The sequence below is a fragment of the Mariniflexile sp. AS56 genome, from assembly GCF_030552475.1.
In the GTDB taxonomy this organism is placed as follows: Bacteria; Bacteroidota; Bacteroidia; order Flavobacteriales; family Flavobacteriaceae; genus Mariniflexile.
Genome location: NZ_JAUPED010000003.1, coordinates 237,212 through 250,217, shown reverse-complemented (window position 1 = coordinate 250,217; position 13,006 = coordinate 237,212). Strand labels below are relative to the sequence as shown.

The following is a 13,006-nucleotide window of genomic DNA, read 5'->3' as shown; positions in this document are numbered from 1 at the left end:
TAACATACTATCTATTTCAAAAGACATTAATTACTTCATTGTAATATTAATAAATAGCTTTAAAAAAAGTTATAATTTATAGTTCTTTAGTTATAATTTATAGTTCTTATTGCTAAAAAAACACATAGACATTACTCATAAAAAACAAGACTAAAGGTGAATTACTACAATAAAATCATCCTAAAAAAAAGATGAATACTGATATTCAGTATCCATCTTTAAATTTTTTCACATTTTAAAAGCACATTAGACTAGTTGTAAACAAACTTCTTTTTACTTTCCTATGATTTTGATTCTGCTACTTCTAATTAGATGTAGGCATTTCATAAAACTCATAAAAATAATTCCAATGGAATGTATCTCCTGGAGCCACATGTATATCAATATATGTCTCGGGACACAAGGTTGCTGTTGTGCCCCAAAGTCTTAACCTAGAAAGTGGTTGATCTCCTGTTATTTTAACACCAGCCCCGGTTTGGGTGTTGTCAAGTCTGATGTCAAAATTCTCAATACTATTATTCAATCCTTCCAAGTGTTTACAAGCTATAGACTCATCGCCTACGAGATCTCTTGTGAAAATTATCTTTTTTCCTTGTATTTCGAAACTATCCCCCATACCTCTTCCAGTTCCTGAAACTTCCACAGGAAAGCTTAATTCAAAAGCCTTCCCGATGGGCTGATTATCAATAACAAAAAAATTATGATTGAATCCAAAGGTTTTAATCGCCTGTTCCCCTGTATTTTTTAAACTATGAGAAATCACCATTTTCGATTCGTTCTCTACAAACTGAATGGTCTTTGTGTATTCATATGAATACGTTTCCGTATTTAAAACATGCACAAACTGAACCTCATTCGCTTTCGTTTTTAGAGTTCGTATGCCTTTATCAACAATGGTATACGTTTTGAAATCACTATAAGGCTCATTCGATTCCTTTCTTAATGCTCCAATTCCAATTTTAACAAAATCACCTCCAACTTCAGCTGTATCATAATTTAAAGGCGCATAAGCTTCCACGGGCCCCATGATGGTTGCAAAAGGTGGTGGATTACCAGTATCAAACCATTGATCAAAATACGAATGTCCTTTATATTCCAAACTAGAAATAATGCCAGACCAGTCGAACCTTGTACCCTTATAGTAGCCAGTTTCATAATCTGGCAGATACAGATTCGCTCTAAGCAGGCCGTTAGAAATCTCAAGCTGCGGTTGTTTTTCTGCCTGACAATAACCAGACACTATAACACTTAGTAAAACAAAAACAGTACTAATTACCTTGATCATTTCATTTCAAATTTGGCTTCTAGCTTTCGCAGATTCAACACCTGTTGCTACACGTTTTTATTTCGTTTGATTCCAAAGTCTGTACGGATCGTTATTAGCCACCATTTGCTCTAACAATAATGCTTCCATTTCAGCTAACTTATTGGCATACTTTGGGTTATTGGCCAAATTAGTTTCCATGTCACCCGTTTTTTGGTGCTCTGGTAAATACTCATGTGGGTTTTTCGCAAGGTTAAACAATTGTGTTTCTCTTACAGTTCCGTCCATCACGTCATACTTAATTAATTTCCAATCGCCTTTTTTAACAGTACGCATACCTGGTTTCGTTCCGCCTGCATACACACCATACATTACATCTCTCACATCGTTTTGTTTTCCTTCTAAAACAGGTACAAAACTTTTTCCTTGAACCGTTTCTGGGATAGCAATACCGGCTAAATCTAATACCGAAGGAAGCACGTCCAACAAATAAACATTACCGTTTTTCTTCTTATTAGCATCTATACCAGGGCCTTTTACAATAAAAGGCACACGCCAGGTATGTTCGTATAAATTTTGTTTCCCCATAAGACCGTGACGCCCAATAGACATTCCATGATCTGAAGTATAAATAATATAAGTATTATCTAATTCACCCATGGCTTCTAATTTTTTAAGCACTTTACCCAGCTGAGTATCGATGTTTTCTGAACAGGCAAACTCACGACCAATTTCGTTTCTTACGGTATTCTCATCTCTATTTTTCCAAACACCACTTACACGCTCCTCGTCTCTTAACTCAGGATGCCCATGAAAAAACGGATGTTCCGATAAATAATTTTCTGGAAGTTGCGGTTGTTTTTCGTTTAATGCAGGAACACTATTTTGATCTTTATGGTTTACTGCACCATATTTTTCTAGCAATTCTGGAGTTCCATTTCGGGTATCATGTGGATGCGAAAACCCTAAATAAATAAAAAACGGATCTTTTTCTTGGGTTTGTTCTCTGTCTCCTAAATAGTTCAACACTTGTTTAGCATGCCATGCACTCCCTGTTTCTTCTGTACCACCACGTTTTGTAGCATCGTGTACCACAGTAAACTGTTTGTTTGCACCAGGGTATGAATTTCCTTTTTTACAGGTTCTCATGGTTTTATAACCAGCTCTATTGAAAATAGCACCTATGGTTTGGTCATCAATAGGGTGCGGGTCGGTTTGTTGTTGAAATTCTGCACTTGGTGGTAAGTTCCATAAGGTACGCCCCGTCATAATCATGTGCCTAGATGGTGTACATACAGCGCCGTTCATAGACCCCATATGTCGTGCACTCTCAAATACCACACCTTCTTTTGCTAACTTATCTAAATTAGGTGTATCTAATATCGAATTAGGATTGTACACTTTTAAATCAAAAGGAGATTGATCATCGGCCAAAACGAATAAGAAATTAGGACGTTTTTTTTCTTTTGGTTTACTTTCAGCATTTTTACAGCTTACAATAAGCACGACTAAGACTAATGGGATAATTTTAAAAAGCTTCATTTATTTGAATTTATATTTATTTTGAAATAAGATTGATAGATTTTATATTCATAGGATTCCATCCTTCTGAAACTGGCATGAGTGATAATTCATAAGCCCCCGGTTTATCAATATGGAAAGTACCTAATTGAAGTGGTTGAAAGCTATTATAACTACCAGATGCTGGAATTTTAATATGTTTAGTTTCTCCATGAAGTGATACAGAAAGTTCAGATGCCTTTTGGTTAGCAACCTCTATCTCTACAGTAAAGGTACCCGGTTTTTCTACGGTAAACTTCCAATACACACGTGCTTGATCGCTGGTCCAATGGTCAATATGATCTTTCGATTGATTATACTCGGCACCAGGGCCTTGAAGATTTTGAAATTGAGCGCGTTTGGCAACCAAATCAATATTTCCTTTTTTGTCTTGACCAATCGGTTTTCTAGGAATCGCATTGGGTGTTCCTTTTATTTTTAAAACAACTACTGAAGCGATTGAATCTGGCGCTTCCCCTGAAATAATAACACTAATACCATCTTCTGAAGTGTTCGTTTTGAATACGCGAGTTGCATCGGTTAATAAATAACTAGAAACCACTTCGTTCTTTAATTTCACAGGAAGTTTCGCGCCATCATTCCAATGGTAGACATGTAGATATAGAGTGGTATCATCGCCATCTTGTTTCATGGTTATTTTACCCCAATCAGAAGCTTCTTCACACGGACTTGCCTGCGTTTTATAAATTGATTCGTTATTCTTTTTCATCCAAGCACCAACTGTTTTTAATCGCGTTGTAGCTTCTGTTCTTAGAGTTCCTTCGTGCGTAGGGCTCACATTTAGAAGATAATTACCGCCTTTACTACTGGCATCTATTAAATTATGAATTAAGGTTTCCACAGATTTAAAATTATCATCATCACTTCTATACCCCCAACTTCCGCTTATAGGTTGGCAAATTTCCCAATATGTATCCTCAGGTTTTTCACTAGGCAACTTTCTTTCAAATGTTTTATGATCTCCGGGATAATCTTCACCCAACCTATCATTTGTAATAATTCCAGGCTGTAAGGCACTAGTTATGTGATATAAACTATCTACTACTTCCTTGGTCATTTTTCTTGGCGTATCCCACCAAAAAATAGAGATAGGGCCGTACTCGGTTAATAACTGCTCTACTTCTGGTAGTGCTTTTTCGTATACATAGTCGTCACTACTCATGCGTTTTAAACTATCATCCCAGGTATTTCCCATACCGCCAGGGTGGTGCCAATCTTGAGCTTGTGAATAATAAAAACCGAATTTAATATCTTGTTCTTTACAAGCTTTCGCCAATTCTTTTAATACATCGCGCTTAAAAGGTGTCGCATCTACAACATTATAGTCTGTTGCTTTAGAATCGAACATAGAAAACCCATCGTGGTGCTTTGCTGTTATTACCATGTATTTCATGCCAGCTTCTTTAGCTAAAGCCACAAATTCATTAGCATCAAATTTAGTTGGGTTAAATTCATCTGCAAACTTCTCATATTCAGCTATGGGAATCTTGCCTTTATTCATAATCCACTCTGCACTATTTGTTTGCGCTTCGCCTTTATAAAATCCGGCAGGAACGGAATAAATACCCCAATGAATGAACATTCCAAAACGGGCTTCTTCCCACCACTTCATGCGCTCCTCTTTCGATAAAGCTGCCTTTGTTTCCACTAAGGTCTGGTTCTTTTTCACAGAACAAGCTATGGTGAAAAATAAAACACCACTTAATAGTAAAACGGATATTTTCCGTGGATTTCTCATATATCTTCAGTCTTAATTTAATAGTAACAAATCAATGCAACCTTTTAAATTGATGAATACGCAAGTTTGTAAATACAAATTAAATTCTTTGTAAATCATGATGCGTTCTTTATAAATTATAACTCATTATAAAAGCGTCTATCATCCTTTTTTAAAAACAAAAACAGATATCCACAAATTAAGACCTATTTTATTTTAATTATTTTAATGCTTTCACCTTTATTTTCTATCACTTCTCCATTCGTTTCAATGGTACAATCACTTACTTTTCCTCCAATTTTTATAGGCATAGCTGTTTCATTCTTGATTTTCAAATTTCTAGTTTCTCCTTCATCATAAGGAGACATAGACTCACCGTGCATGGGGTGTGTATAACCAATTAATATGGGTAGGTTTTGTTTTCTTTTTTCACCTTTAGGAGATCTTAATACAACCGTATTATCTTTACCTTGAACGGTTACCAAAGCATGTACTACACGGTCTGATTCGGCTGGATCTACAACTAAATCGACATCAACATTACTTCCTTCCACAAACAGAAGTGGTCCATAATTAGCATCACCTTTACAGTTTTTCACAATAGCGTTATCTCCTACCCAATAAGCACGTTCTGTACCAATGGTTGTACAATTTTCAAGTTTTACACCATGAGCACGAAGTTCAAAACCACCTCGTGTATTCTTAGCTGTACAATTTTTAAAATAAATGTTTTTTGATGATCCATACGTACGAAAACCATCCTCGCATAACGATTTCATATAGCCTGGAGTAACAATATACTTTCCTTCACGATTCTGAGTCCAAGTACGGAAATTCACATCGAATGCAGGACCTGAGGTTTCTGCAAGAATTTCGTCCGTAGTGCGAATAACGCCCTCTGCATAGCAATCTTCGAAATACACATTTTCAGGATTTTTCTGTATAAAAAAACAATGACCAAACGAGCGATTATACAATTTACAACGGTATAGTTTTGTTTCACTTCCAGTAACTAATAGGCCACTGTGTTTTTTATGTGGAATGACTGTTTCGACAGCCTTACCTTTACCAAACAAATCTCCATAACCATAAGGGAAAGCACCTGCAACATGAATTATAATATCTTTAAGTACATTACCTTTACCTGCTACTTGAAGCACTGTGCCACCTGGCGATGTCCCCTCTCCAACACATCTTATGGTAAGCCCGTGGAAGGAATTATTGGCACCTGTTATTAAAAATTCGTCACTATGAATAGGTGGGTTTAATGCTGTACGTAATTCAGTATCTACCTTAATTTCAACACCATCAAGTTTGAATACATTATTATTCCCACTAAAAACGATATACGAAAACTCCTTTCGTTCATGACGTACACGCATAGAATCGACCGTTAAATAATTTGCTAATTGATACACACCTGGAGTCATCGTTATTACATTTCCGCTTTTCGATGCATATTTTGCCAACTCATTTAAACTACTAATCTTTATGTCGGTTGCATTTATAATACCCGAAATAAATACCAATCCTATAATTAAAATACGCTGTGTTGTCTTCATTTTATGATAAAAATATTTAATTGTAATGTTATAATTGGGCTTACTTTTTAAATCTGTGATAAGTTTTTAGATATTACTCGAGCTACCTCTTTTCCTTGTGCCGTAAACCCTAATTCTTTATAATGAACATTCCCAGGTTCTTGCGCCCACATTTCAAGATGCGGTTTGGTATAGGTATATAAATCGTTTATTATAATTTCTGGATGCTTGGATAGCACTTCCAATGCGGCTTTATTATAAATGACACTATCGCCTCCAAATCGGCCTTTTGCATTTGCTGGAACGGGCGTTGTGGTAGCAAAAATTAATTTTGCTTTAGGAAATTGTGTTTTTAAATAGGTACAAATACCTTCTAAATTTTCTTTGTATTGACTAATTGTAGATACTTGCTTACCATTATCTTTATCTAAATGCTTTCCTTTAAGATATTTTAAATCGTGTAATCCCACATTAAAATGAATAACATCCCATTTAAAATCCCAACCTTCTTCTAAACCAGGTTGAAACATGGTTTCCTGTAATTTGTTCATATTAGATATGAAATCATTACTAGAGCCTCCATTTTTGAACAAACGAATCACCGTAGCGTTACCAGCTAGTAGTTTTCTCACCGCAGACGAATAAGCAATGGAAATCGAGTCTCCATAAATAAACACATTTGGCTTCCCCGTTTGAGGGTGCACGTATTTAAAAGCATCTGTTTTATATGTTTTCCCAATGGTACTACACAATTTTTTCCATGTGAGTTTACACAGGGCTTCATTAGTGTTTTTATAAGCACTTTTAGCAAAAGCAATTGGTGCGACGGTAATACCTAGAGCACCAAAACCTAGAATTTTTATAAATTTTTTACGTTCCATTTTTATAAGTTTTCAATGATTCAACCCTAAATGGACATCCATTTAACAAACCTCACTTATTTTAAATTTGTTTTTACTTTAGAAAAACTTCTGCAGGTGGTATCTCATCAAACTCTTTAATTTTTATATTTCTATAAAATATTTCGGCTGTTTCAGATTGAAAACCCAAAACACCTTCTCCAGGACTCAAATTAAAAGCCATATTTACAACCTCCCCATTTAATTTATGAATTGCATATTGGCTGCCCATTACAATAATTTCACATTGATTCCACTCATTATTTAAGGCATTAAAATTGGTGGTTGGCTTGGCAAAATGAAGCCAATCTCTTTTTACTTCGGGCTTCCCGCCTTGTTTAGGATGCAAATAAGTTTTTCCATCTTCCGTTCCATACCACTCGTAATCGGCCCCTTGAGGTCTAATTAAATCGCCCGTATGGTTGCGGTAGGTTGTATGGTCATATCGTATTTGATATTCGATACCCACGGGCCATATTTTATCGTCTGTGACATGGTAATAAACGCCTGCATCATATTGCCACCTGTTAAAATTATTAGCTGTACGGCTTCCCCATTTATATTCAAATTTTAGAATGTATTTACTATAGATCTTATTTGTATAGAAAAGACCATGAGTATCATTCTCACCAGTATCTAGGTTATATTCGTTTGGAAAGGCATCATTAAATACATGAATCATGTTATCCTCTATTGCGAACACCTTTTTGGCAAGTGCCTCATCACCACTTCTAATTTTCAAATACCAACCATCAAAATTCTCACCGTTAAAGAGGTTTTTAAAACCATCTTCATCTAAGGCTGTTCGTTTTTCTACTGAATTCTTAACAACTGCTTTTTGCTGCGCTTCTAGCGACACACAAAATAATGAGCAGATACTGAATAAAAGTATTCGACTGGTTATCTTCATAATTAGGTTTTAGTATTTACATTATTAATTCAAACGCATCCATGTAAGTTGCTCCCAGTTATCTTTTATATAAGGCTGTGGAATTCCTTTGGTAGACCTTCCATTTTTTATAATATCTGTGATTTTACTTTTTAAACGATTCACTATTTCTGGCTGTTCAAAATAAAGATTGGTAGTTTCTCCCGGATCGTTTTCCATATTGTAAAGTTCATAAAGTGCCTCTCCCGGTTTTGGCTCGACAACAACTGGCTTTAAAGAACCTCCCGAACCACGAAGCATATTTAATTTCCATTTCCCTTCACGAATGGCAAAATGCCCTGTAAATGAGTGATGAATAACAGCTCTATCTTCATCCGGATTAGCCTTTGTATTTTTCATCATGGGGTATAAGCTATAACTATCTTCACCAGCAGAATCTGGCAAGGTTGCCCCAACAATATCCGCAAGTGTTGCTAAGTAATCGGTTTGACACACAGGCGCATCAACCTTTCCTCCTGCACCAATAACATTAGGCCAACGCATTAAAAAGGGCACACGGTGGCCACCTTCATAAATATCGCGTTTACCGCCCTTAAAATTCATACAACTATAATGATTATAGGTATCTCGTTGGTATTCGTAATTAGATTCCGCACCATTATCCGACGAAAAAATAACCAAGGTATTATCATCTAAACCATTCGCTTTTAAAGCATCTAATATTTGGCCAACACGGTAATCGGTTTCCTCCATAAAATCACCATAATTACCACAATTGCTTCGACCTTGAAAATCGGGATGTGTACAATGTGGTAAATGCGGACTCGTTAAAGGCAGATATAAAAAGAATGGCTTGCCGTTTTTCGCATCTTCCGTGGCGTTATTTATATAAGAGACTGCTTTGTTTGCAAATGTTTCCAAAACTAACTCATCATTAAAAGAAGCGGCAACCTCTACATACCCTTTACGCTGTTCATCATCATAAGGAGGCGTCATTCTATACGTACGCGGGGTTACATCCATTTTCTTTTTTGTATACATGGTTGGTGGGTCTAACACCTTATCGTTTTCTAAATATGTTAATATGCCGTAATTCATTGAAGCAGCAATACCAAAGAAATAATCGAAGCCTTTTTCAATAGGTCCATCGGTAAATGGTTGAGACCAATCGCGCCCACCTTCCTTTGAATCGCCCACAAACTCCATTTGAAGATGCCACTTCCCAATCATAGCTGTGTTATAACCATTATCTCTTAGTAATGAAGCAATGGTCATTCTATCTTTTTCGATTAAGCAAGGACCATCTGCATGCAATACATTTTCTTTTAATGAAGTTCTCCAACTGTAACGCCCTGTTAACAAACTGTATCGCGAAGGCGTACACACCGCGTCACTACTGTGACCATCGGTAAAGGTTAGTCCTTCATTGACCAACTTATCCATATGAGGCGTTTTAAATTTGGCATCAGGATTAAGGGCACTTACATCTCCGTATCCTTGATCATCTGTATAAATGATAACCACATTAGGCTTGGCTTGGCTTGGTTTGGTTTTTTGTGAAACTCCGCCACAATTAACCAAAAAAACGCAACCTACTAGAAGGCTAAATACTCTAACATATTTCATTTTTAAGGACATAGTTTTCTCTTTTTTATATTTCAATTTTAATCTTTTAACACTATCTGAAAAGGCCCCAAAGGTAAGGCTTCACTATTAAACACATTTAATGCTGGTTTGGGAAATGATGCCCACCCGTACCTTAAACTTTTTGGTTTTTGAATGGTGCTTGTTACAATAAGGCTGTTTTTATTTCCTATTCTAGCATCTGCTTTATAAAACACACCGTCTTCTCCTGCTATTTCGAACCCATTAATGGCATCTTCTAATGTATGAAGTCCCGTACCAAATTCACTTATAAAAAGGGTGATTTCATTTTCATCAAGGCTCCATTTTTCCAATTCAGGGAACCCCGTAATTTCACTAAAACCGTAAACATTTTTTAAAGCCAAGCGCAATGCCCGATCTCCAATAGGCTGTTTATCTTTTGGATGTACATTCTTTTCTGCACCCAAATCAATACTTACCACCATGTTAGCGTTTTCAACGACGCTCAACGTTTGCCTTTGAACCTCTCTAAACTCGGGCCAAAAATCACTTTCATTTCCCGGTAATTGCACATAAATAAAAGGAAAATCACCCATATTTAAATAGGAACGCCATTCGTTAATCAAGATAGGAAAAAGGTCTTTGGCGGTATTTACCCCGTTTATAGTTTCAGTTTCAGCTTCACCTTGATACCAGAATACCCCACGAAAAGCCAGTTGTTTTAGTGGCGCTATACCAGCCTCAAAAAGAAAACTAGGCTCACACATCCAACGGTATTTAAATTGCTCAGCAAAATATGGGTCTTCTGGCTTTCTTAGCTTTTGAAACGCTTGTTCTGCTCTGGTGCGGTGTCCACTTCGGATGTCTTCGTTTTTCAACCAATCTTTTTTGAAGATGTTTTTGGTTGATGGATTTGATTGAAGCGCTTCTTTGGGAATCCAATTATTTAAGGCAGAACCTCCAACAGCTACTTCTATGACACCAATTGGGACATTTAGTTTCCTAAACAACCCATCTGCAAACACAGAAGCTACAGCTGAATTTTTGCTGGCAGTTTCTATAGTATTTTCTTTCCAAGTCGCTTTAAAAAAATCTTGGGTATTGCATCTAGCCAGTTCTTCACTCGTGTAGCCCTCTTTTGCGACAATGCGAATGTTTGTATGTTTTAAAAACCGAATATTTTTATTAGGAATATGTTTTTTAATAGGGTTATATCCCTGCATGTTTTTTAATTGAAATTGCATGTTCGACTGCCCAGAGCACACCCATACTTCGCCAATTAAAATGTCTTCAAATTTCTGATTATTAACAACAAGTGTTAGAGGATAAAAACTCCCTTTCCTTGCTTTAAAAACAACTTGCCATTTGCCGGATTCTCCCGTTTTTGTTTCCTTTTTTTCGGTACCTAAAGTCACTTTAATCTCTGTTTCAGAAGGAGCATTTCCCCAAATTGTAATGGGTTCATTCTGCTGTAAAACCATATGACTTCCAAAAACAGAAGCTACTTCCACCTTATCAAAGTGTGCTTGCTGCTGTGCAGTACCTATTGTAATTAAACTCAAGAACAAAACCAATAAAATAGAGGTTCTACCACTTCGTTGTAGTGTATTCTTTGGTGTTTTTATCATCTTTAAGTCGCGTTACAATTTTTCCACATACACATAATACGCTGGATGCAATCTACCTACCTCATCTATTAACTGGGCTTCCATATCGTATTTCCCAGCAGGAATATTTCCTTTAAAAGTGACTTCATCCTGTCCTTTTTTAATTTCTAATGTTTTAGAAATATTAGCAACATATAAAAAAGCTTCTTTAAAGTCGGTTTTTATACCAGCAGGCCATGTTTTATCATATTCAACAGCTTCTTTTTGAGCAGGAAAAGTGGCATTGATAGCTAAACCACTTTCTCGTGGAAATCGACGAAGGCTTATACTATACTCTCCATCTTCCACAAATTCAATTTTCCATTTACCACCACCAGCTTGCACTGCATTTATAGCGCCATTTTGATGCCAAGCTTGACTGTATTTACCAACAATCATATCGTGAGCTGAAATTCGGCTCGGATTTTCTTTGGCTGAACCTACTTTTATATAAGCATATCTTTCATTTACTTCTTCATCTACAAAGGATTTCCACCATTTTTCATAGCCAACAGCTAAACGAGATGCCACTTCTTGATTTGCTTCAATAACATTATTTTCTTGACCTAAATCGTTACTCATATTATAGAGTTCTTTTCCATCAACCAAACGCCAATTAGCATCCATAACCGTATATTTTCTATACTTAATTAGGTTTTGCTCTCTTTGAGTATCCATGTATAAAATTCGGTTTTCCCAATTCGAATTTTCATTACTTAACAAGGGTTTTAGACTTTTCCCATCAAGCGGTTTCACTGGGTTAAAATCCAAGCCTAATAAATCTACAAAGGTTGGTAGTAAATCATAATGTGCTACAAGGTTATCTATATCTTTTCCGCCGGTAAGCTGCCCATCTGGCCACCTGATATAAAGTGGTACACGATGACCACCTTCGTATTGACTTCCCTTACCACCCTTCATTCCCGCATTGTAAACACCACGTCCTGCAGCAGTACCATTATCGGTAGTGAATATTACAATCGTATTATCTGCTATACCTAATTGATTCAGTTTGTCTTCTAGCTTTTTAAAATTATCATCAATATTGGTAATCATTCCGTAGAATCGCAAAGTCCTTTCATTTATATCTTTAAACTTTTTTCCTTGATATAAATCAAAATAGTCTTTTGGAAGGTTATATGGTGAATGCGGTGCATTGGTAGAAATATAGCAGAAAAATGGTTTATCTTTATTTGTTTCAATAAAATTTAAAGCGCCATCAAAAAAAACATCGGAACAATAGCCTTCATATTTTTCCATTTCACCATTATGCCAATAAGTATCATCGAAATAGTCATTTCCCCAATAATCGGGTCCTTGACCTACACCACCACCGCCATGACGAATAACTTCATGAAAACCACGATCTTCTGGCCGGTATGGATAATTATCTCCTAAGTGCCATTTCCCAAACATGGCATTGGTATAACCATTTTGAGCAAATATTTGAGGTAAGGTTACTTCATCTTCAAAAAGAATAGAACGCCCGTTAATAGTATGAAACACGTTAACTCTATTGCTATGCCTACCCGTCATGATAGCGCCTCGTGTAGGTGCACAGGTAGTTGATACATGATAATTAGTAAATCGAACGGCATTCGAATAAAACTTATCAATAGCTGGAGTTTTTATATACGGGTTACCTTCGCAGGCTAAATCGCCTTTACCTTGATCGTCGGTAATTACAATTATAACGTTTGGCTTTTGTTTTGTTTTATTTTTAACTTGTGCAAATGCGGCATCGATAGGCGCCAGGAATGTTATTAAAACGAGGAATAATAATAAATTTCTTTCTTTCATTTTTGATAAAATATTTGACTGTTAGTGGTTCTTTTCAAAAATAACAGTTTTTTAAAGTTCCCGT

Annotated in this window: 9 protein-coding genes; all 9 read right to left on the bottom strand. The window is 36.2% G+C overall.

The window, feature by feature from the left end; genetic code table 11:
* Positions 1-304: 304 nt before the first annotated feature.
* The 9 genes from Q5N74_RS05415 to Q5N74_RS05375 all read right to left on the bottom strand — a co-directional run bounded on the left by Q5N74_RS05415 (position 305) and on the right by Q5N74_RS05375 (position 12,942).
* The gene (locus Q5N74_RS05415) at positions 305-1,285 is read right to left on the bottom strand and encodes a hypothetical protein (RefSeq protein ID WP_304387715.1); all 981 of its coding nucleotides are present in this window, start codon (positions 1,283-1,285) and stop codon (positions 305-307) included.
* 57 nt (positions 1,286-1,342) lie between these two features.
* Positions 1,343-2,806 carry a sulfatase-like hydrolase/transferase gene (locus Q5N74_RS05410; RefSeq protein ID WP_304387714.1) on the bottom strand — a complete coding sequence of 488 codons (1,464 nt, stop codon included), beginning with the start codon at positions 2,804-2,806 and terminating at the stop codon, positions 1,343-1,345.
* A gap of 16 nt (positions 2,807-2,822) precedes the next feature.
* Positions 2,823-4,583, bottom strand: a complete 1,761-nt coding sequence (locus Q5N74_RS05405; RefSeq protein ID WP_304387713.1) for an alpha-L-fucosidase — start codon at positions 4,581-4,583, stop codon at positions 2,823-2,825.
* A gap of 185 nt (positions 4,584-4,768) precedes the next feature.
* Positions 4,769-6,124, bottom strand: a complete 1,356-nt coding sequence (locus tag Q5N74_RS05400) for a hypothetical protein (RefSeq protein WP_304387712.1) — start codon at positions 6,122-6,124, stop codon at positions 4,769-4,771.
* Positions 6,125-6,171: 47 nt separating this feature from the next.
* On the bottom strand, positions 6,172-6,984 hold the full coding sequence (locus Q5N74_RS05395; RefSeq protein ID WP_304387711.1) for an SGNH/GDSL hydrolase family protein: 813 nt from the start codon (positions 6,982-6,984) through the stop codon (positions 6,172-6,174).
* A 73-nt stretch (positions 6,985-7,057) separates the two neighbouring features.
* The gene (locus Q5N74_RS05390) at positions 7,058-7,912 is read right to left on the bottom strand and encodes a DUF1080 domain-containing protein (RefSeq protein WP_304387710.1); all 855 of its coding nucleotides are present in this window, start codon (positions 7,910-7,912) and stop codon (positions 7,058-7,060) included.
* Between the two features lie 24 nt (positions 7,913-7,936).
* Positions 7,937-9,553 carry a sulfatase-like hydrolase/transferase gene (locus tag Q5N74_RS05385; protein WP_304387709.1) on the bottom strand — a complete coding sequence of 539 codons (1,617 nt, stop codon included), beginning with the start codon at positions 9,551-9,553 and terminating at the stop codon, positions 7,937-7,939.
* Between the two features lie 2 nt (positions 9,554-9,555).
* Positions 9,556-11,124, bottom strand: a complete 1,569-nt coding sequence (locus Q5N74_RS05380; RefSeq protein ID WP_304387708.1) for a sialate O-acetylesterase — start codon at positions 11,122-11,124, stop codon at positions 9,556-9,558.
* Between the two features lie 12 nt (positions 11,125-11,136).
* The gene (locus Q5N74_RS05375; protein WP_304387707.1) at positions 11,137-12,942 is read right to left on the bottom strand and encodes an arylsulfatase; all 1,806 of its coding nucleotides are present in this window, start codon (positions 12,940-12,942) and stop codon (positions 11,137-11,139) included.
* Positions 12,943-13,006: the final 64 nt, after the last annotated feature.